This is a genomic window from Microcoleus anatoxicus (assembly GCF_042465725.1).
In the GTDB taxonomy this organism is placed as follows: Bacteria; Cyanobacteriota; Cyanobacteriia; order Cyanobacteriales; family Microcoleaceae; genus Microcoleus; species Microcoleus anatoxicus.
The window spans coordinates 195135-216545 of record NZ_CP120853.1; the positions used below are offsets into that span (position 1 = coordinate 195135).

Sequence of the window (21411 nt, forward strand, 5' to 3'; positions counted from 1 at the left end):
TCAAAGCATTATGAGACTGCTTTGAGGTATGGCGTTACAGGCTTCAAATCGATGTCATCGTTATCAGTACCTGCTTAACCTTACTGATTCTACCCGATCGACTGCTGTAAAGCCGATCGCTAAAAAGATGTCAAATGGGTTCTATAGATGCGTGTTTAAAAGACGCGGCGCGTGTTTAAAAGACGCGGCGCGTGTTTAAAAGACGCGGCGCGTGTTTAAAAGACGCGGTGCGTGTTTAAAAGACGCGGTGCGTGTTTAAAAGGCGCATCGCGTGTTTTATAGCGAGAAAACAACATAATATGACGCGCGGCCTTGACCCTCTAATTTCAACTGGTTGGCATCAGTCAACTTCCGCAGCAGGCGACTAGCTTGGTCTTCGCTGATCCGACAAAGTTCCACAGCTTCTTTTCTGGTAATTCTGCCGTGAGTCCTTACATATTGAAGCACCATTTGCTCTTGCTGAATGGGTTCAAAGCCAGCTTGCCGAACGTAATCGGCGGATTGTCCCAGTTCTCGATAAACTTGGGGGCTGAGGGTGTAGGTGCGTCCTTTTTTGACGCCACGCGCTTCTACCAAACCAGCTTCAACTAATCGTTCTAAGACGCTGCGGGCGATCGCTTCATCTCGCTGAATGGCACGGGCGAGAGTAGCCGTGTCTAACCGTCTTTCTTGTCGCAATTGCCCTAAAGCAATTAAAGAGTCAACGGGGAGTGGGCTTTGGCGACGATTTTCCTCTTCAATCACTACGCGCAACAGTCCTAAGTCGGCTTCCCCCCCTGGCAGTCTGACGGCAACTGAATGAGAGTTTGTGCTTCGATAATCAGGGGCGGATCTTCCGTAGCGCAATAACCCCTGATAGATTAAATCTACACCGCGCCCAGTGCGTTCGGCGAGTCCGATGCGTTTAATGGCATCGGCTAGGAAGGGATTTCTCGGCCGGGGTTCTACGACTAGCAAGTTATCTAAGGTGACACCTTCAACAAAACCCCCTGGGTTGCTGATGGTAATTCCGTAATCTTCCCAGCGGATGTGAACGGCTCCCAATTTGGTGTAATCTCGGTGGATGAGGGAGTTGACTGAGGCTTCGCGAAAGGCGCGGCGATCGTAGTTGGGAACGGGGACGCGAAATAAACCGATTTGCACTTCATCTTCTTCAACGCGCACCTCAAACTGTTCCATAACTCGCTCAAACAGTTTTAGCAAGGGGGTGCGGTAAAAGTCATTGACTCGCACTTGGGTGCCTTCGAGGACTTGAAAGGCGACTTCGTGGGTGGGTAAGTGTTCGCGGAGGGCGCTTTCTCGTCCTAAAATCAGCAGTCCGGCGACGGTGGGAAAGCGAATTCCATCGGTAGAACGCACGAACCCTAAAGCGCCGTCGAGTTCTTCATCGGTTAAGGATAGCAGAGTGCGATCGCCCCCATATCGCTCTATTAATTGTCGCAGACGTTCGCGTTCCAGGGGGTCGAAGTCGGCAACAGATGATCCGGTGATGGGTAATGAGGAGTAATCGAGAACGCCTAAGTCTGACTGGCGAGTGGCAAATTCGTAGGGATAAAAGGGGACGCATTGGGGTGTTCCGTCTACTTGCAGGCGGCGGCGTTGCAGCAGTCCGTCAGACGTGGCGACGATGCGGGGTGATTTGGGGACTTCTATGCAGGCAATGGTTTGACCTGCTTCTAGCAACGCTGTAACGCGCACGCTGACTGGGGGGTTGGTGCGGTTGCCAATCATGGCTGCTAGGGTGGATAGGTTTTGGTGTTGGGGGTGCAAACCTGTTATTTGACCGTCATCTTCAACGCCGAGGTAAATGAAGCCGCCGTCTGTATTGGCAAGGCAGACGACGGTTTCAATCAGGTCTTTGTCTGGCAGGCGAGTGCGATCGCTTTTAAACTCGACGGTGAGGGATTCTTGTTCGGGAATCGTGCGATTCATTTAACAATATAAAATAGGGGCGACCAGACGGCATTTACAATCTTACGGCAAAATTGGGTGTGACAACTCCTACACCACAGGCGTACAGTCTGGTGTAGGCTTCTCGGCATTTAGTGGAGTTTTTTGATAGTCAAGGGATTGAATATGCTATGGCTATTTTGAAGGCAGATGAAATTTTAGTTCTGCAATATGAACTTGCAGTTGCTTAGTAATGTGAGGGGAATAAAAGTTTGATAAGGCAGATCGCACTTTGGGACAATAAGGGCGATCGTACTTTCGGACAATAAGGGCGATCGCACTTTCGGACAATAAGGGCGATCGTACTTTCGGAAAAAGAAACAACTGCGCTACACTCAAAGCATTATGAGACTGCTTTGAGGTATTGCGTTACAGGCTTCAAATCGATGTCATCGTTGGAAGTCAGTATTTTAAATAAATGACGTGGGATGCAGGCTGTAATCAAAGTTTCGAGAGCGCGATCGAGCTTTGAAAAGTCCTCATAGATGCCGACAAACTGACTTACGCAAGCTAAAGATTCGTCTTTTGGGTCATTGACTCCCGTGTATTTGTACTGAATATCAAAACCTGCTTTTTCCCCAATTTCTTCGATATCCCAGTCTACAATATCTAGGGAAATTGCTTCAACAGCCAGGGCAATATCACCGGGCGGTATGGGGTCAAGAGGTTCGCAGCACCAACCATCAGAATGATTCCATACACTCTTACCTTGAGATTCTCGAATTTTCATATCTTTTCCCTCACTGAAAGTAGCAGCGAAACCAGGCTTTGCCTTCAGGACGAACATCTGCAAGAGACCGTTCATATTCAGTTGCTAGCTGTTGGCATTTCTTTTTCGCTTCTTTTAGGTTATACGCTTGATATGTTATCATGTTGACAAGTTTAATATGCGCCTGAGTAAATAAAAAAAGGGCGATCGCAATGCAGGGATTCGACATGGAAAACGCGATCGCACTTTTTGTTGTTTGAGGAAAAAGGCTATCGAGCTTTGACAAGTCTTCATAGATGCCGACTTGCCTGACTTACGCAAGCTAAAGATGAATCTCTAGGGACGATCACTCCCCTGTAAACGAGTTCTTTCGTTATAAAACAGCTTGTCTAATTACCTCATCAAAAGAAGAATCGAATAATGAATTAATATTTGATTCTAACAAACTAAGAATTTTACTTTCTACTGGATGATCAGGAAAATAACCTAAACGCTCGACCTTACGCAACAACTCATTATAAAACTCTTCATACTCTTCTTCCATGCCAAGTAGAGTCATCCTCGTTAGAGCTAATCCAAGAGTAATTCCGTGTTGGCGGAAATAATGATAGTGACTCCCTCTATATTCAAACTCACCTGTTTCGTCAAAGTAATGCTCTGTCGTTTTTTGTAAAACTTGAGTGACCATTTTATTAATGGTTAACTTGAAAATACAAGCATTAATCTCTTGATGAAAAGTGAAGATTTGATTTTCAAAGACATTCATTTCATCAATACAGCGATTAATGACTTTCTGTAGCTCATTAATTGCGTCTTCCATAGAGAAGAATTGTTCAAAATAATTTTCTGATAGACGATTTTTGATTTCCCGTATCTGATGGTTAATTTCATCAATTCTGATATCAAATCTTTGACCCAATGAATTTAATTCATCCTCAAAAGCCTTGATTAACTCAAACCAAAAATTCCTTTCGTCTTGAGCATTTTTGTTAAATTCGTTATGTTCTTTTAGCTGTTCTTGAATTAACTTTCTTTTACGATCACGAGTTTGTATCTTTTGATTAAAATTGTCAATTCTATCATTAAATTTTGATTTTTCTACTTCAATACGCTCGTCTTCTCGTTGCCAATCTGTCACTAAAGAATCAACATAACTATCTTCTGATTTAATTGAATTTTGTTCCCGATCAAGATAATCACTTTCTTGCTCAATTGACTGTTTAGCTTCATAAGTCAGTCTTGCAGAACTGCGATTAATTCTCTGAATATTAGCATTATATCGATCTAGTCGATCTTTCCATCGATCAATACGAGAGTTTAAGCTCTGACGGCGTGATAAAATGTCAACATAACGAGAATGATGAGCTTCTATAAGAGGTTTAAGTTTTCCTCTCATATTCTCAATTTCTTGATCTAGTGACTCAAGAGAATTATTAATCCGGTTAAAATCTTCAATTTTTGATAAAATTAGATTCCATTTTGACTCTGATTCTTGTTCGTCAGATTCTTTCTTTTGTTTCCATTCTTCAATTTCTTGTGATTCGAGTTCATGTCCTTGTTTTTGTAGGTCAAATATGTAGGTTTTAATTAGTTCATTAAAAGAGTCAATTCCTTCGTTGATAATATAATTAAGTCCTCGCTGAACATAATCCATTTTATCCTCTATGGATTCGGTTTGACTTGCTTGACTGGGATTAGAAAAGACTTGATTAACGATACTATTAACTTGTTCAGAAATAGAGTGATCCGATTGTGAAGATTGGATGGGTAAGCTTCCGAGAAAATCAAAGAGTGTGTAACATATTTTATGTAGAGGTTGATCGCAGGTATCACTCCCTGTTGGTCTTTCACAAGCAGCATGAGCGTACAATCTGATTAATTCTCGTTTAACTTGATTAACATACTCATCAGGCGTTCTTTCTTGTTGATATTGAATTAATTGTTCAAATATTTTACCTTTTTCACCTGATAACATCTGTTGAGATTGATGTAATAATTCTGAGATTCCTTCTCCTGTCCAACAATTGACACCCACAATTACAGGTCTGTGATTTTCCCCTAAGATGTTATTGTGAACTTTGAGAATCTGGCTAGTTGCATCAGAGATATTTGCTTCTGTTGCTGAATAGCTAATTCCTGTTTGTTTATTGACAAACATATTGAACACATAAATAATGTTTTGATGTCGCTTTAGTAAATCTCTGAGATATTTGCGATCGCCTCTAGCAAATTGTTTATCAGGAGCAATCAAATAGTAAACTAAATCGGGCTTAAAATAGAGACTTCCATAGTGACTAATGCTCAAGTTATGCTCAGAAGGAGACTGATTCTCTTTGTATCTTGCTAAAGTCACCTCATCTACATAGGGGAATTCTTCAACTTGACTAATATCTAGTGCAATTCTGTTATAATTTTCTAATCTGTCATCACTACATACTCCCGGAAGATCGAAATATTTTAATCCGACAGGAAATTCAATCAGATTGATTTCTTTAGTACAGTCTTGACGACCTGTAGATAAAAAGTAATCAATTCCTAGTAAACGATTCCCTAATGTCGTTTTACCACTATGAGTTCTTCCAGTTGCAAAGATATTCATTGAACTGATATTTTGAGGAAAATTGCTGAGTTTTTCAATAATAAACTTAGCACGAATTTTAGAGATAGAAGGGGGAGTGAGTTGGAAGTACATAATAAGTTACCTAATCTAAAAAATGTTAGCTATTGGATAGGAGAGAATTGCTTGATCTTCTGTCATAATGATTAAATCATGCTCTAAAGATTGACAGAGTAAAAGACGATCAAAAGGATCATTATGTAATGGTGGTAATTTAGCTAATTGAGTAATCGTAGTTTCATCAATAGATAAACTAGAAATTAGATGTTTTTCTCGCTGTTGGGGAAGGTAAATTTCAGGAGATTCTGGTAATGGTAATTTTCCTAATTGATATTTAATCATTGCTTCCCAAACAGAAACTACACTGAGGTAAATTTCGTTATCTCGATTACTAATAGCATCATAACCTCTTTGAGAAAGTCGTTTATTTTTAGTAATAAACCAGAGAAAGATATGAGTATCTAAGAGAATTTTCATGGATTTTCAAACAAGTTAATAATTTCTTCAGGGAGGGGGTCATTAAAATCATCAGGTACAACAAATTCACCTTCACATAAACCAATAGGACGGCGTTCTTTTTGAGATGTTTTTGTTAGTATTGGTTTAATTTCAGCAATAGGTTGATTAGCTTGAGTAATGATTAAGCTATTTCCTTCTTGAATCAGTTTGATAAATCCTGATAAATTCTGCTGAATGTCATCTATGTTGAGAGTAATCATGGTTGAGTTTTGCTAAGTGAAAACAAGAATTATTCAAGCGAGCTTTTTTTTGAAAAGGAGTAGGTATTACCTACCCCCACTTTCGCTAACTGATTTGTAACAAAATCCGCTCTAAAATATTGACGATTTGCTCCTCTGCATACCGAGCATTCTGGTTTACGGCTAAATTGTTAATCTGTTCTGCATAGGATTGCAAAGTAGCTTTGACTTCCTGCCTTCCATTATTCACAATTGCTTGAAAGTTAGCCTGTAAATCTAGTTGTGGATTAGCCTTTTCAATCCCTAAACCAATAGCTAATAGGTTTTCAACAACAGGGTAGCCACCTTGTAAATATTTTTGACCGACAACTTTTTCTTTTTCAAACAATTCTTGTACTTGTTTGACAACTTTTTTCTTAACTTCTTTCATGCCCACTAAGCGTTTTTCAGTAGTTGTAATTGTTTTGACAAGAGGCTTAATAACATCCTCTGTGACGGTCACTTCTTTCTTTTGTTTACTTGCTCCCATTGCACCACCTGTTAAAGCACCACCTATTACAGCAGCAGCTAGAGGGGCCGCTAGTCCACCAGTTGCTACTGTAACACCAGCAGCAGCTAAACCAATTAAACCAGCAGCCAATCCACCTAAACCTGCTAATCCGCCAACAGCAACACCACCAGCAATACGACCTGCTGATCGCTCTCCATCAACCCATTCTTTTCTTGACTCTTGAGATTCTTTATAATCTACAACTTGCTGTTTAACCACTACATCTTGAACATCTGGAATCCAATCACTTTCTTCCACTTCTTTATCTACATAACGTATATCAGGAACTAAAATGGTTTCTGCTTCCTGTCGTGAAATTTTTGCGTCTTTAGCCAAGCGATCTATAGCACTATTGAGTTGTTGTTGAGCTTCTAAAAGAGCATCCTCTTCTCTGAATACTCGAATACCATAATCAGCAACAGCCATATATGCTTCATTGAGTAAGTCTTGATCGCCTAATTTTTGATCGACAACACAGGTAGCTAAACGACTGGCAATGTGAATCAAGGCTTTGCGATAACGACGACTACGCTCTTTTTTCGCAAAAGATTTCAATTCATCTTGTAGAACTTGTCCCATGTTACCAATCTTATTATCTGGCAACATTTGACACATAAGTTCAGTGATCTTGTTCACCCCCGTTCCGGTTAAGCAGTTTACTTCAACAATAGGAACTGGTACATTAGGATAAAACTCTTGGAAAATCTTTGTAATCTGCTGCCGGGAATCTTCAATATTTTCTTTAGTGGTAATCTGTGACCCATCTGGATTATAGAAAATATTGAGGGCAAAAATTACTTTGTTTTTGTTGCTTTGTTTGGTTTGTTGTCGCAGTAAAGAGCGTAAATATTTACCATCTTCTCGGACAAAACCGCGATGAGGGGCAACAACATAAAGAATGATATCAGGCTTAACATTTTGCTGATTTTCTTGGGATTGCCATTCAGTAACAGAAACTACTCTTTTGACGACTTGTTTTGTAGTCGGATAATCTGATAAATTCCATAATTCAAACTCATTGATTGGCTTTAAACCTTCATCTTCATCGTCAATTTGAGGTAAAAGTAAGGTGGCTCTGTTAATGTTTTCGTAAGTTTCATTACATCCCCCTGCGCCTGGAAGATCAAAGTAACGTAAATTACTCCGCATCTGGAAGAAAACATCCATCCAGGTACAGTCAGTTTTCCCTGTACGGGGTAAAACTGATTTGATCGTCTCAGCGAGTTCTTGATTGGGATCTATAAAAGTAGTTGCTAAGGTTGTTTTACCTGCACTTGTCCGTCCTGTAGCATAAAAATTAACGGGTTCAGGAAATAGCTCTCGTTTTGATTGTGCTTGAACAAATTCTGCATCTACTCTACCTTCTAAATCTAATTCTCTGAGATCGAGTAATTTAAGAACATCGGGACGATCGGAAAAAATGAATCTTAGAGTCTGTAATGCTGTTTTAACCACGATATACTCCTTGCTTTAAGTAACTAATTTTGGGAATTAATAAACCAATCAATCGGTTCAAACTTTGGTTTTTCTAACTCTGCTTGATACTCAGCTAATTTCTGTTCCTGAATCTCTCTGAGTATCCCTAAGTTAGTTTGCATCCATTCTATAGGAATATCGGCTTCCATTTCAAATAGACGCGGTTGATGCAGTGGATTAATATTAAGATAGTACAAATCCGCTAAAAATGCTGCTACCAATTGATGAATTTTAACAATTGATTGCCGAACTGTTTGCAAACTATCTTCTTCACTTAAACCCTCTGACATCAAATTTTGTTGTTCTTCTTTCCAATTCCAAGGTAGTGTCACTGACAGAGATTCTTCTAAACCCCAAAAGGTAACATGAAAGTAAACCTTTTGGTCGGTAATATCACTATAAATGACGGCTGTAGGAACTGGTGATAAATCACTAGATAATTGTTTTACCTCCGCATCAAAAATTGAAGTCTTGAAAAACTTACCGTAATATTCTACGGGACAAATATCATCATTAAGAGGATAATATTTTTCCAGAAATTCTTTAACCTCACTTCTGACCTCTTTTTGTAGATGGGTATTAAACTCTGGACAATCTTCTATATCAGGGGGAGAAATCATCATCAGTAAACGATGCTTTTTCTGTCCTTCTATTAAGATTTTTTGCATTTCCTCTCGGCTAATAATCCCTGCCCAATTTTTCCAATCCCAATTAGACTGAATTTCTGTAATTTTCAGGGCAATTTTCAGGGCTTCTTGTTCGCGCAAAATATCGAGATACAAATAACTCAAGTTACGTCTTTCGGTGAGTTCTTCTTCCATTAGTTGAAGTTCTCTTTCCCGTAGTCGTAAGGCTTTTTCTACCTGTTCTCTCTGACCTTCGGCGATCTTTCCCTCCTGTTTTAAACGACTTTTGGCTAAGTCTAATTCTTGTTTTTTGAGTTGTAAGGTTCGTTCGGAAAATTCAAGGGCGCGATCTTCTCGTTCCGCTTGTGCTTTGGCAATTTCAATGTTTGCTCGTACTTCAATTTCTCGCATATTAGCAAGGTCAGCTTGAATATTAAGCAATTCCTCCTCTCTTTGGGTTTTACCGCGTAAATACTCAGCTTCAGCTTTACGAGATCGCTCATCTCGCCTCACTAGCTCACTTTTATCAGGTGGATTAGACTGCTTTCCCTTAGAGGACTTGTCGGTGAGCTTTCTACTAGCAACCACTGATATAATTCGGCTGGCAGTCATGGTCATAAATCCACTTATAGCCACAAAGAGATAGGGGACTGGCATATAACCTCATGCACTCAAATGATGTTTTTAGCAATAGCAAGGTTGAAATTTATCAGTCGCCTCCGTCATCACCACCATCACAACCTCCATCATCATGGTCATCGTCGTGGTCATCGTCGTGATGATCGTCTTCATCGTGATGATCTTCTTCCTCGTAATGATCTTCTTCAACATGGTCGTTGGCTTGAGTAATATTTTCATCATGATCGGTACTGCGGCGATGACGTTTTAGTTCATCAGTCAGACCATTCAAAGCATTCTTCAGGTTATCACTCATGGTTTAGCCTCTAATAATTCTGCCTGTTGTCAAAGCATCTGTGATACTCAGTGCAGTGTTGCCCGATCGCACGCACGCACCCCAAACAGATACCGCAACGCCTAAGCATCCAGTACCAACTCGGTCCCGCACCAAGCAACATCTTGCTCCTATATATGTATTCGGTTTCAATCCCGAATTTTACGCAAAAGTAGCCTTATTGTTACAAAACTTTACACTAGCCCACCAACCGCCGCTGTATCTCCACCCTAAGCTCTTGACAAAAAGCTCTATGTTTTTACAGCAGACCGATCGCCACATCGGTTTCAGCAATGATAAACTAAATTATACTCAGATAGCAACTAGCCAAAGCTATAACTTTAGTTAGGCTGTGGCTATCAACTAAGCGAGACATACTGCCATGACATCCAGCGACGAGATGTTTGCTGAAGCTGCGAATAACTGGGACTTGGAAAGGCTCTACAAAGCTATGGCAGAAGCCAAATGGCAAGTATCTCCCCGTGCCAGAAAGGGACTGACAGAACGGGAAAAGCTGTTTCTCCGAGGTTTGCTCTGCGGCCACAGCCCTGCGGAAATAGCTAGCCAACTCCATCAAAGTCGTAAAGGCGTTGAGGTTTATGTATCTAAAACTTTATATCAATACTTTAAAAAAATTACAGATGTAACTAACGAAAAGGTCAGCAACTGGAGAAATATTCACAACTCCCTAGAGGAAGCTGGATATAAAACTACACCCTCTGTGAAATCTCACTCAAGCAATTATTCACCCCAAGTTCCGTTAGTAAACATACATAGTTAATATAAGTTTAAACAATCAAAGTCATTCAATAACAATTGACATTCACCTCCAACTAACATTACCTTCACTTTCACAGACAACAATGACAGAAGACATGGATGGAAAAGATCGCCCGTAAACTAACTAATCTCACTGAAGTGCGATCTGATTAATTCTATCAAGGTGGTATCAGCTTAATCTGGTGGTTTATCTATTTCATAAAAAATTGGTATTAGAGCATATTCAGTTAATGCTGCCGGGTGAAAAACATACCTCATTGTGCTATAATCTGCCTAATCTGAGCTAACGCTTCTTCTCCTGGAATTGGCTCAACTATACCGCTTCGGATTTCATCGCGACGCTGCTTAGCTTCCGCAGTCCACAACTTTTGAACTGTTCGGTCTATATCAAATTCAAGACTCTCAACTAGCCTCTCTGCTAACTGCGCTCTCAAGGCATTTGGCAAAGATAAAGCCTCTTTCATCAGTCGCTCAATTGATAGCATAATTACATCCCAAACTAAAATTGCTCAATAGTTAGTAGCCGATCGCCCAAAATAGAATCAACACTTCTAATCTTCTTTCCCCGTCCAATTAATCGGGCCAAAATCATCAGGAACCTCATCAAAAGATTGAATCTGCAATAGCCGCATCATAACTTTCCACTGACGAGGTGTTGGTTTCGCTTCCGTTTCACCCGAAACCCAACGCTGGTAAGTACGCAGCGGAATCCCGCAATGCACGGCAAATTCAGCCTGAGATAGCTTTGTGCGCTCAATTCTCAAAGCCTCGATCGGTGATGCACTCTCTTGGGGTCTTGTGTCTTTTTTCATTGAGATGTTGGCGCGTCGTATTGACGTATAGCCATAAGTAATTCTACCATATCAAGTACGCCTTGATGCAGTGATTCCAGCACTGCACCAAAACGATTTCCCCAATGTTGTCAACTCAACACTCGGAGTAATATCAATAATGCCAAAAAATCCAACATGGTTGCGTTATGAACCTGACGAGAATATTTCCCGTCACGCAGCCGCCGATGATGAATGCTGCTACGAAATGGAGACTAAATATGGATGGACACTCAAGAGGATAGAAAAACTTCAGGGCGACATTTTGAAAGCCGATTGCGTGTTCGAGGGTAAAACAGAATTTCCTAAACCGTTTCACGAACAGGATGATGACGATGCGTAAATACATTGTTTTTAGGGCCGAAGGGCGACAACCGGGTTGGGAAGATCGAATGCTATCCCACACTCATTCTCTGACTCGCATCCTTGCTGAATACTTTGATTCGTCCGATCGCCCGATCCCACAACCCGGATACAGGCCAACGGAATTTATCAGGGTTGAAGCAGAACACGAACCCAATTTCCACGGTTGGAGTACCCATTACAAAACCGGAGATTGGGAAGTTGCGAGAGTCGAAACCTATACTCCCGATACTGAAGGTGGTTCGAGTGAATTCGGCATGGTGGTTATCTGCTATTGTCGCTACAATCCGATCGATGCACCGCTCAAATCAATGCCCGATCGCCAAGTTTCGAGCGATAGTTTCGGTGACGACACAGAAGGCTATGAACGTTGGCTAGAATCTCAAAAAGACCGACAACCGGCTGAGGTTTAGTAAGGTAATTGTAAAGGCGATTTTTGTAGAGGCAACTCCCTGTGGTTGCCCGATCGCCTAGAAATGGCACAAATTCGAGCTAATTTGCGATCGCGCGATCGAGAAAAACTGACTACAAAGGAATATACTCAACAGCATTCATCCATTCATCAGATTCCGAAGCTAAAGCAATCAGTTCCAAATCCTTAACAAACTGTCCGATTGTACCGCCTAGCTGATGTCCAAATATCAAGCCAGCAAACTGTTTTTCCTGACGCTGCCAATCTTGAGCCATTGCCTTAAAAAGGATATCATGAGTAAATAATACTCTGCCTAACTGAGTGGCACGTTCCAAAAGTTCGTCATCTGGCAATTCTGTAGAACCATCTTCCATCGCAGTCAAAACATCCACACCACGACGACGCAACTGGTCGGTAATTGCTTGCGGAATATGAACGTCCATGTATAGAGAAATTGCCACTTACAACAACCCCTTAGCTCGCATTTTCACGAAAAATGGTGAAGGCGAAAGCAGAGATTTTTCCTGTTGTACCTGCTCCCATTCTGCACGAATCTCCTGCTCAATTTCAGCTTGAAAGTCGAAGTAATAAGCCATAGCTGCATGAGCCTCCGACTGCATCAAATAAGGATGCTGGCGGCACATTTCTTCCACTGACCAACCATAAGCTAGATAATCCATGACAATCTGAGCAACCCGCACGCGGGGTATCCGCTGCAACCGTGCGGGTTGACCCGCTACTTTCTCGATATGAGGATAAATTATTGATAGCATAATGATATCCCAAACTAAAATCGCTCAATAGTTAAGTGCAATCTTGTTTGATTGTAGCCCAAGAAATTAGGAGACTGCACGTGCCCATAGGTGTCAACTTAAGCCTGAAAGCCTTGGTATTTCTCGTTCATAGCCAAGTCTAGATCCCCCTAAATCCCCACCCCCCCCTAGCCCCCCCCAAGGGGGGAAGGGGGACTTTGATCGGACTCTTATCCCCCCCTTCTTAAGGGGGGCTCGTTCGGATCTAGGCTTAATAGTCAAACAGCAGTCTCTGACTGGGTTTGACGTTAAGTTGACACCAATGGGCAGTGCCGTGTCCCTACATAAACCGATCGCGCCTTCGATCAATTTTTGCCAACGCAGCACCCGAAACATCCGCCACAATACTGATAATCCGATACAAAGCCACCGCACTCAGAATTATACCCGTAGAAAAGCGATCGCCAATAATGGAAAACTTGTAGCCGCAATTCGGATATTCGCCACTTTTTGCCAGTGAGTGACAACAGCTTGGGCCATCGAGAATGTCCTAACCGTTGTGGTAGTTGCTATACAAGTGGCGATCGCCCAATCTCTCCTACGTTTTCCGAACCTGAGAGTAAATCAAATTTTACAGGCGATATTTAATGGCGATCGCCTTGACGCACCATTTATTGCGTGGTGCGTCAGTTGTAAGCCTGTTTAAATTAAGCTGAAATCGGCAGCACTGATTATGCTAGCAGAAACTCCATTTAAAGCAGCTATAATTTCTCCTGTTTGCACAAACTTAATTAAAGTATTGCCGCTGTTTTCCGTAACACTTAATTGCGCGAATGTCAAGCCATTAGCTAGCATCAACAAATCTTTTCCTACTTCAAAATCGGCAATAATATCGATACCGGAATTGGTGGAGAGTAAAAAGCGATCGCTCCCAGCACCGCCAATTAAACTATCATCGCCCAAACCGCCAATCAAAGTATCATTTCCTTTGCCTCCCCAAAAAGTATCATTTCCCTCGCATCCGTCGAGCAAATCATTGCCAATACCCCCACTCAGACAATCATTACCACCACCTCCGCAGAGGATATCATTGCCATAATTGCCGTAGAGAGAATCATCGCCTTCGCCACCGAGGATTGTATCATTTCCCTTGCCTCCAAAGGCGATATCATTACCTTTGCCACCGTCGATAAAATCAGCACCTTCACCCCCCAAAATTAAGTCGTCATCTTCCTTAGCATTTATTGAATCATTTCCGCGATTTCCGAATATGATATCTTCGCCTTCACCGCCAACAATGATGTCATTACCCTTACCGCCCAACAGGATATCATCTCCCTTGTTACCGTCAATAAAATCATTGCCTCGATTGCCGTAAAGGATGTCGTTTTCTTCACCGCCGTAAAGGTTATCATCGCCTAAATCCGCATCGAAAATATTCGGACTTGGACTGCCGTAAAAAGCATCATTTTCCGCAGTACCAAACAGAATTTCACCGCTACCATTGCCGTTGATAATGTTGTCAGCTTGGTTGGGGCGATCGAGATTTGGATACTCAATAGTATTGCAAATGCAATCCGGGGAAGAAGGGGAAGGGGAAGGAATTAGAGTTGGTGTTGGAGTTGTGGGAGTCGGAGTTGTGGGAGTCGGAGTTGTGGGAGTCGGAGTGGTTGGAGTCGGCGTTGTCGGCGTCGGAGTGGTTGGAGTCGGCGTTGTCGGCGTCGGAGTGGTTGGAGTCGGCGTTGTCGGCGTCGGAGTGGTTGGAGTCGGCGTTGTCGGCGTCGGAGTTGTGGGAGTCGGAGTTGTGGGAGTCGGAGTGGTTGGAGTCGGAGTGGTTGGAGTCGGCGTTGTCGGCGTCGGAGTGGTTGGAGTCGGAGTGGTTGGAGTCGGAGTTGTCGGAGTCGGAGTGGTTGGAGTCGGAGTGGTTGGAGTCGGAGTGGTTGGAGTCGGAGTGGTTGGAGTCGGAGTGGTTGGAGTCGGAGTGGTTGGAGTCGGAGTGGTTGGAGTCGGAGTGGTTGGAGTCGGAGTGGTTGGAGTCGGAGTGGTTGGCGTCGGAGTTGTGGGAGTCGGAGTTGTGGGAGTCGGAGTTGTGGGAGTCGGAGTTGTGGGAGTCGGAGTTGTGGGAGTCGGAGTGGTTGGAGTCGGAGTGGTTGGCGTCGGAGTGGTTGGCGTCGGAGTGGTTGGAGTCGGAGTGGTTGGCGTCGGAGTGGTTGGAGTCGGAGTGGTTGGGTTGACGGTAATATTCACACGATCGCTATCCGTTTGAGCACCGCCTAATTCTAGAGATCCGCGATCGTTTGTCGTCAAAATCAACGTATCGGTGCCACTAAAGTTCAGATTCGGCGTATAAGTTAAACCATCTAAAGCAGCATTAATATCAGCCTGTTTCCCCGTATAAATCAGGCTGTTGCTACCATTCCCCGATCCGGTAATTCCCGTCAGCGAATTCAGTTTCAGAGTGCCGCTGGTAACACTGAGATTGACTTCTACAGACTCACTATCTGCATCCGATACAGAGATACTATTGCTGTTGCTAGCAGAGAAGATGCGAGGAGTATTTTGATTCGTCGTTTCTTTGCCGATATCAGTCGCAATGTTGACACTCCAACTGGCAATATTTCCAGGAGTAGTAGCATTGGAAGCTTTAGCATTATATTGGTTGGCATCAACTGCATACAATTTCCAAGTGCCGTTGGGATTAGTTTTATTGAAAACAGAAAGAGTCGAACCGTAAGGCCCTTCTGGTGCCCCTGTCGGTGTATTCGGAGGTATAACGAAAGGATAAATATCGCGAGCATTGTTTAACGAATAGTTACTCGGTTTGTAGCTGCCTGAAGCGATAGTTGGGACTGTAGAATTAGAAAAATCATAAAGAAAAGAGGCTGCATTATCATCTAACTTCAGCGTGACGTTGTTGAGTGGTTGTTCAGATGGAACGTGAGACATTAACACCACGTTTTGTCCTTCGGGCCCAACTAGCAAGAGGTTGATTGTCTGCGGTGAACCAGTGGGAGATTGACCATAGGTTTTAACATTGTTGAGAGTGATAGTAACGCTGTCTACTTTTCCTGTTACACCTGAAACGTCTATAGCAGACGGATAGGGTGTCGCTAAAACGTTATATACAGCGTCTCCGCTGTTGATGGTAATGTTATTGGGGTTAGTTGTGGTGGTGGTTGTTCTTCCCGGTATTGAATTAATAGGAGATTGATTGCGACGGGAAAATTCCGAGGTATCGCCTGTAGTTTTGTTAGTAGCAGTAGCAGCGAGAACCGATTTGCCTGCTACTGGAGTGTAGGCGAAGTTGATATTAGCATTGCCAGCACTATCTGTAGTAACATCTTGGAAACCTAGAAAAGTTTCACCTTGACCTGCACCTGCGGGGTCATAACTTGTATTAGCAAAGAATTCGACGCGGAAGTTGCTGTTAGGAGTGCTGTTGAGAATGCCCTTGACTGTGTTGCCGCTAACTGAGGTAAGAACGGGGTAATTTTGCAGGTTATTGCTGCCTGTATCAGCATCGCCCAAATCGTTGGGAGTGATGCCATTATTACCGAGCAAGTCAATTCCTAATCTTTTGTTGTTAAAGATACGATTGCCTTGTATGGTGTTACTGCCGGAAGGTGCACCATTATTAATCTCAATGCCACTCCCTTTATTGTTAGCAATGATATTACCTTCTCCAGGTGCAGTGCCACCGATAGTATTATTCGGGTTTTTGCCTAAGATCAAAATGCCATCGCCATCGTTACCTAAAGCTATTGTACCTGTGGCATCAGTCCCGATGTAATTGCCAGTAATTTTGGTGTTTGTAACATCTGCCTTTGCAGCAAATATGCCTGTAAAGCCGTTGCCAGAGATGACGTTGCGGGAGATAATATTACCTGTTATGGGCGTGACAACGTTAGGAGGATTGTTTACATTGTAATTTTGGATTCTGATTCCACTGGAAGTGTTGCCTACAGCAATCGTACCGCTAATATCAGTGCCAATGTAGTTATCCTGGATTGTATTGTTGTTAGTCTGTACCGAAATGCCGTGACCTAAATTTAAATTTCCACCCTTTCCAAATCTGTTAATAACCAATCCTTGAATGGTGCTACCACTGGAATCTTCTGCGCCACCAAAAGGGCTCTTGCCTAAATCTAAACCATTAATATAAATATAATTGGCAGATGAGGCTGGTTGTTGTACAAAACTGCCATTGAGTTCGATAATTGGTTTGCCAGCATATCCAGGTTGAGATTTGCCATTGATAATAACTGGGCTGGTGATGACAGGTAAGGCTTGATTAAGGGTAATGGTATAAGGGCCAGTACCGGGAATGTTAAAGTTAATTGTGTCTAATCCGGGATTGGAATTGGCTTGGTCGATCGCACTTCGCAGAGAACCCGTAGTGCCATCCAAAGTATCGGTAACGCTATACGTAGCCAAAACAGACGCATAATTTTCCATTGCGTCTGACTCGAAGGCTAGGGGCGATTTAATGTTGCCGATTTTTTCTTCTAGTTCCCAATTCCCACCTAATTTTGCACTCCCCGTCAGATGCTTGGATGCGGCGACATTTGCACCGGTGAGGGATGCAATGCGATGGAGGAAGAGTCCGCCGTTCGTTTCAACCCCCGTCTCATAGCGAAACTCCTCTAAAGACGACTGTTTAATCGTGAGGTTATTTTCAGTCGGTTTCAACCGACTTTCGCTTTGAGACAGGGAATTTATTCCCTGGCGGACTTTCGGGCAAATGCTAGGGGTTGAAACCCCCGTCTCATAGCGCAAGTCCTCGGTCGAGGACTGAAGAATTTGGTTATTTTCAGTCGGTTTCAACCGACTTTCGCTTTGAGACAGGGAATTTATTCCCTGGCGGACTTTCGGGAAAGCGCCGGATGCTGCTGCTACATTGCAGCCGTAAATCATGATGTCTGCATCAATCGTTAAAGCGCGCCGCCATTGCTGCAATTGCTGGCTATAAGCTTCGAGGTTATCGATAGACAGTCTGGTTTTACCGAGTTGCAAGCTTCCCGGTGCGCCGTGGGAAACTAGATGAATGCTGTCAATATTGGTGCGATTCGCTAAGACTTCGCTAATTTGTTCGATTCCATCTCTGTCGGAGTCGAGAATTATTGCTTCTAATCCCGATTTCACTCCATCCAGGAGTGTTTGATAGTCTGTTACTGCTGCATCGATAAATACTGCTGATAAAACTGGTATCATGGCTGTGCACCCTAGGGTATGAAATTAACAATTTTTCATAAATCCAGGACTAGCACACCAGAACTCAAAAAACCCGTTTTTTTGACAGTACAAATACATAAGATTGTGATATTTATGAGAAAAATTCTGTTTTTTGGCAAGTCTTAAATTTATTAATTCAGATTATAGTCAGCTTACTTACGTAAGTAAAAAGTTTTAATAAAAATACATATTTTCGACTTTCCCACTCACTCACTTACTTACTTTGCCGATCGCGCCTTCGATCAATTTTTGCCAACGCAGCACCCGAAACATCCGCCACAATACTGATAATCCGATACAAAGCCACCGCACTCAAAATTATACCCGTAGAAAAGCGATCGCCAAGCAGAGCGATCGCCGTAGCTTCAAATACTCCCATACCTCCCGGTGCACCAGGGACAACTAAACCCACCACAAAGGCAAAACAAAAAGCACCGAATAAGTTCGGAATATCATTAAAATTCACCGGATTTAAAGCCATCACAGTCAACACAAAACCGCTTCCCCGCAATCCGATAAAACACATTTGTCCAATTAACGGTACTAAAGGATAACGTTTAATTGGTAAATTTATTTTGTGTTTAGCCTTGACACTCGATCTTATTTTCGCTAGATTGGAGCTAGACTCTGTAGGAAAATTCATTCCCTCAGCCGCAGATTCCCCAGAATTTGAATTTTTCCCATCCTGCTTCTTTAACTTCAACTTCTCTACAAATAGGACGATGGGATTCAGAATTCGCGGATGAATCGCCGTAAAAATAGCAGCACCAGCCACAATCCGCAAAAACCAATTAATTTTATCAAAACATAGCAAGCCAATCAAAACACCTGCCGCCGCCATCAGCAAAGGTTCTAACAACACGCTGAGAGTCGCAACTTGCGGCGAAATACCAGCCTTTTTGGCATCCAATATCCTACCCCAAAAATGCCAAATATTTCCCGGTAAATACTTAGCAATATTAGTTTTGAGAAAAACTTGAATCGCCCAAGCTGCATTTACACGTTGACGAAATTCCCGCAAAATCAACATCCACACCCAGCCGACAAAAATTAGCGAAAATAAAGTGACACCGAGGGCGATCGCCAATAAGGGAAAACTCGTAGCCGCAATTCGGATATTCGCCACTTCTTGCCAGTGAGTGACAAAAGCTTGGGCGATAAATAAAAACGTCCCCCCCAAAATACAATAGCGTAAATAAGGTTTGAGACGCGATTTTGCCACCTGGAAAAAGTTCTGAATTAGACGTAAATTTTTGTTTCCCATTTTCTGATACCAATTTTGAATTTGGGATTATTGATTTCTTAACCACAATCTCATGTTTTAAATTTAAAATTTAGATCGATCGCAATTATTACGGAGTATCTTTCTATGGCTGGCCCTAGTCCTGACGGTCGTTCCTATCTTTTAGATAATAGCCCCAATAGTTTCACTTTAACACCGGGCTTTTTAACTCCTTACCCAAATGGACTATTTGCTCTCGGCGGCAACGATTTTGTAGTCGGTGCGTCAGATGCCGATCGCCTCAGCGGTGATGACGGTAACGACAAACTCATCGGTGGAACCAATTCCGACACACTCTTCGGTGGTGCCGACAATGACATCCTCAACGGCGGTATCGGTAACGACATCCTCTTCGGCGACTCCGGTAATGATACCTTGCAGGGAGGTAAAGGAGCTGACTTACTCAACGGTGGTAAAGGTGCCGACGTTTTGATCGGCGAGGGCGGCAAAGATACCCTGACAGGAGGGTTGGGCTCCGATACCTTTGTCTTGCGCACCGATTCCGCAGTCATGGATTTGATGGCGGCAGACATAATTACTGATTTTAATAGTTCAGTGGATGCGATCGGACTCACTGACAATCTTACCGAAGCAGACTTAATCCTCGAACAACAGGCGATCGGCCCTCGTACTTCCGATACCATAATTAAAATTCGCCAATCCGGCGCTATTCTAGGCGTAGTTACCAACAAATTGCCACAAGATCTGACTGGTAAATTCATCTCTGCAACTCCCGTATTGAGCAACCAACTCAGCCAAGCCCGCGACATCGGCATTCTCAGCAGCCCTCAAACAATTACAGACTCGGTTAGCAACGCTCAACCAGAGGATATTTACCGCTTTAGCTTATCACTAACTAGCGACTTCAGCTTAAATCTCAATGGTTTGAATACCGATGTTGGTCTTACCGTAATCAAAGATATTAATGGCGACAATTCTGTGGATTTCACAGATATTATTGCCTCTGCTCAAGACTCTAGTTTATTATCCAAATCCATACAACTAAACGCTTTAACACCAGGAACTTACTACGTGCGAGTTACTCAATCCCAAGGCAATACAAACTTTACCCTAAATCTGTCTGCAACACCTACAACTGTTTCTATAAATAATGTTAGCAACTTAGAAGGTTTTGACTCTCGTTTTGGATTTGGTTTAGTCAATGCCGCCGCCGCCGTTGCTAAAGCCCGAAACAGTCCCACTTTTCCTGATGTTCCAGACTTAGGCGGCGACGACTGGGGCAGAGATTTAATTAAAGCCCCAGAAGTTTGGGCCCAGGGGTTAACTGGAGACGGCATTGTGGTAGCAGTGATTGACAGCGGAGTTGACTATAATCACCCTGATTTGACCGGGAATATTTGGAGTAATAATGGGGAAAACGGCATTGATTCCCAGGGTCGAAATAAAGCTAATAACGGGATTGATGATGATGGGAATGGCTTAGTGGACGATTTCCGCGGATGGGATTTTGTCAACAACGATAATGACCCCATGGATGATAACAATCACGGCACTCATATAGCGGGTTTAGTAGCTGCGAAAAAGGATGGAGTGGGGATGACAGGTGTGGCTCCCACTGCCAAAATTATGCCTTTGAAAATACTTGATAGATCCGGTTCGGGAAGGATTAGGGATGAAATTGCTGCGATTAATTATGCAGTTGCTAATGGGGCGAAGATAGTTAATGTAAGTTTGGGTGGCTTACAGTTGAACGAACCAGAATTGAATGCGATTCGAGCGGCGGAAGCTAAGGGCGTAACAGTGATTTCTGCTGCGGGAAATGATGCTCGTCCCCTGGTAGATTATCCGGCTAGGTTTGCTAATGAGGCTGGAATTGCTGTCGGTGCCATTCAGCGGAACAAGCAGTTTGCTAATTATTCTAACCGGGCTGGAACTGAATTAATTGATTATTTTATTGCTCCCGGAGGTGACGGTGGTAAAGCCGATTCAGGGGATATTTATTCCACCGTACCCCTGTCCGTACCGGGCATTCCTTATCGTTATGTCGCCGGTACTTCCATGGCTGTGCCCCAAGTCGCTGGGGTAGTAGCTTTGATGTTGCAGGCTAATCCGAATCTGACTCCGGCCCAAATTAAGCAGATTTTGGCAGAGACGGCAAATCGATCGGATATCATATAGCAATCCTTGCAGGAGTCGTAAATTTTTTACCCCACCCCAACCC

22 protein-coding genes are annotated in these 21411 nt (G+C 42.9%); 7 read left to right on the top strand and 15 right to left on the bottom strand.

Going from position 1 to position 21411, the window contains the following annotated elements:
- Window positions 1-276: 276 nt before the first annotated feature.
- The 9 genes from P2A85_RS00885 to P2A85_RS00925 form a co-directional block, all read right to left on the bottom strand.
- Complete coding sequence (locus P2A85_RS00885) at window positions 277-1932, bottom strand: RNA-binding domain-containing protein (RefSeq protein ID WP_377477048.1); 1656 nt, start codon at window positions 1930-1932, stop codon at window positions 277-279.
- 153 nt (window positions 1933-2085) lie between these two features.
- Complete coding sequence (locus tag P2A85_RS00890; RefSeq protein ID WP_377477049.1) at window positions 2086-2289, bottom strand: hypothetical protein; 204 nt, start codon at window positions 2287-2289, stop codon at window positions 2086-2088.
- A gap of 4 nt (window positions 2290-2293) precedes the next feature.
- Window positions 2294-2755, bottom strand: coding sequence for a hypothetical protein (locus tag P2A85_RS00895; protein ID WP_377477050.1), 462 nt, complete (start codon window positions 2753-2755; stop codon window positions 2294-2296).
- Window positions 2756-3032: 277 nt separating this feature from the next.
- Window positions 3033-5351 carry a hypothetical protein gene (locus tag P2A85_RS00900; RefSeq protein WP_377477051.1) on the bottom strand — a complete coding sequence of 773 codons (2319 nt, stop codon included), beginning with the start codon at window positions 5349-5351 and terminating at the stop codon, window positions 3033-3035.
- A 15-nt stretch (window positions 5352-5366) separates the two neighbouring features.
- Window positions 5367-5753: a type II toxin-antitoxin system VapC family toxin gene (locus P2A85_RS00905; protein WP_377477052.1), complete on the bottom strand. Its 387-nt coding sequence runs from the start codon at window positions 5751-5753 to the stop codon at window positions 5367-5369.
- Window positions 5750-5995, bottom strand: coding sequence for a type II toxin-antitoxin system Phd/YefM family antitoxin (locus P2A85_RS00910; RefSeq protein WP_377477054.1), 246 nt, complete (start codon window positions 5993-5995; stop codon window positions 5750-5752). The genes P2A85_RS00905 and P2A85_RS00910 overlap by 4 nt, the downstream gene beginning before the upstream one ends.
- 85 nt (window positions 5996-6080) lie before the next feature.
- A complete protein-coding gene (locus tag P2A85_RS00915; RefSeq protein WP_377477055.1) occupies window positions 6081-7979 on the bottom strand; it encodes a hypothetical protein in 1899 nt (632 codons plus the stop codon).
- 23 nt (window positions 7980-8002) lie between these two features.
- Window positions 8003-9283, bottom strand: a complete 1281-nt coding sequence (locus P2A85_RS00920) for a hypothetical protein (protein WP_377477056.1) — start codon at window positions 9281-9283, stop codon at window positions 8003-8005.
- A 52-nt stretch (window positions 9284-9335) separates the two neighbouring features.
- Window positions 9336-9560, bottom strand: a complete 225-nt coding sequence (locus tag P2A85_RS00925; protein ID WP_371119959.1) for a hypothetical protein — start codon at window positions 9558-9560, stop codon at window positions 9336-9338.
- A 40-nt stretch (window positions 9561-9600) separates the two neighbouring features.
- Between P2A85_RS00925 and P2A85_RS00930 the strand changes: the two genes are divergently transcribed.
- Both P2A85_RS00930 and P2A85_RS00935 read left to right on the top strand, forming a co-directional pair.
- A complete protein-coding gene (locus P2A85_RS00930; protein ID WP_377477058.1) occupies window positions 9601-9927 on the top strand; it encodes a hypothetical protein in 327 nt (108 codons plus the stop codon).
- 33 nt (window positions 9928-9960) lie between these two features.
- Entirely contained in the window at window positions 9961-10359 is a 399-nt protein-coding gene (locus P2A85_RS00935) for a helix-turn-helix transcriptional regulator (RefSeq protein ID WP_377477059.1), read from the top strand.
- 253 nt (window positions 10360-10612) lie between these two features.
- On the opposite strand, the gene P2A85_RS00940 is transcribed toward P2A85_RS00935, so the two are convergent.
- On the bottom strand, window positions 10613-10843 hold the full coding sequence (locus P2A85_RS00940) for an addiction module protein (RefSeq protein ID WP_377477060.1): 231 nt from the start codon (window positions 10841-10843) through the stop codon (window positions 10613-10615).
- A gap of 66 nt (window positions 10844-10909) precedes the next feature.
- Entirely contained in the window at window positions 10910-11170 is a 261-nt protein-coding gene (locus P2A85_RS00945) for a helix-turn-helix domain-containing protein (RefSeq protein ID WP_371118031.1), read from the bottom strand.
- A 139-nt stretch (window positions 11171-11309) separates the two neighbouring features.
- Between P2A85_RS00945 and P2A85_RS00950 the strand changes: the two genes are divergently transcribed.
- Both P2A85_RS00950 and P2A85_RS00955 read left to right on the top strand, forming a co-directional pair.
- The gene (locus tag P2A85_RS00950; protein WP_371118030.1) at window positions 11310-11531 is read left to right on the top strand and encodes a hypothetical protein; all 222 of its coding nucleotides are present in this window, start codon (window positions 11310-11312) and stop codon (window positions 11529-11531) included.
- On the top strand, window positions 11524-11964 hold the full coding sequence (locus P2A85_RS00955; RefSeq protein WP_377477061.1) for a hypothetical protein: 441 nt from the start codon (window positions 11524-11526) through the stop codon (window positions 11962-11964). Before P2A85_RS00950 ends, P2A85_RS00955 begins: the two co-directional genes overlap by 8 nt.
- Before the next feature lie 112 nt (window positions 11965-12076).
- On the opposite strand, the gene P2A85_RS00960 is transcribed toward P2A85_RS00955, so the two are convergent.
- Both P2A85_RS00960 and P2A85_RS00965 read right to left on the bottom strand, forming a co-directional pair.
- Entirely contained in the window at window positions 12077-12424 is a 348-nt protein-coding gene (locus tag P2A85_RS00960; RefSeq protein ID WP_377477062.1) for a DUF5615 family PIN-like protein, read from the bottom strand.
- Entirely contained in the window at window positions 12425-12736 is a 312-nt protein-coding gene (locus P2A85_RS00965; protein ID WP_340519762.1) for a DUF433 domain-containing protein, read from the bottom strand.
- A 301-nt stretch (window positions 12737-13037) separates the two neighbouring features.
- Here P2A85_RS00965 and P2A85_RS00970 point away from each other — a divergent pair, with 301 nt between their 5' ends.
- Complete coding sequence (locus P2A85_RS00970) at window positions 13038-13235, top strand: hypothetical protein (protein ID WP_377477063.1); 198 nt, start codon at window positions 13038-13040, stop codon at window positions 13233-13235.
- Window positions 13236-13421, top strand: a complete 186-nt coding sequence (locus P2A85_RS00975) for a hypothetical protein (RefSeq protein WP_377477065.1) — start codon at window positions 13236-13238, stop codon at window positions 13419-13421.
- Here P2A85_RS00975 and P2A85_RS00980 read toward each other — a convergent pair.
- Both P2A85_RS00980 and P2A85_RS00985 read right to left on the bottom strand, forming a co-directional pair.
- A complete protein-coding gene (locus P2A85_RS00980; RefSeq protein ID WP_377477066.1) occupies window positions 13418-17926 on the bottom strand; it encodes a DUF4347 domain-containing protein in 4509 nt (1502 codons plus the stop codon). The two genes, P2A85_RS00975 and P2A85_RS00980, sit on opposite strands and share 4 nt — an antisense overlap.
- Before the next feature lie 235 nt (window positions 17927-18161).
- Complete coding sequence (locus tag P2A85_RS00985) at window positions 18162-19211, bottom strand: YbhN family protein (protein ID WP_377477067.1); 1050 nt, start codon at window positions 19209-19211, stop codon at window positions 18162-18164.
- 105 nt (window positions 19212-19316) lie between these two features.
- Here P2A85_RS00985 and P2A85_RS00990 point away from each other — a divergent pair, with 105 nt between their 5' ends.
- On the top strand, window positions 19317-21368 hold the full coding sequence (locus P2A85_RS00990) for a S8 family serine peptidase (protein ID WP_377477069.1): 2052 nt from the start codon (window positions 19317-19319) through the stop codon (window positions 21366-21368).
- Window positions 21369-21411: the final 43 nt, after the last annotated feature.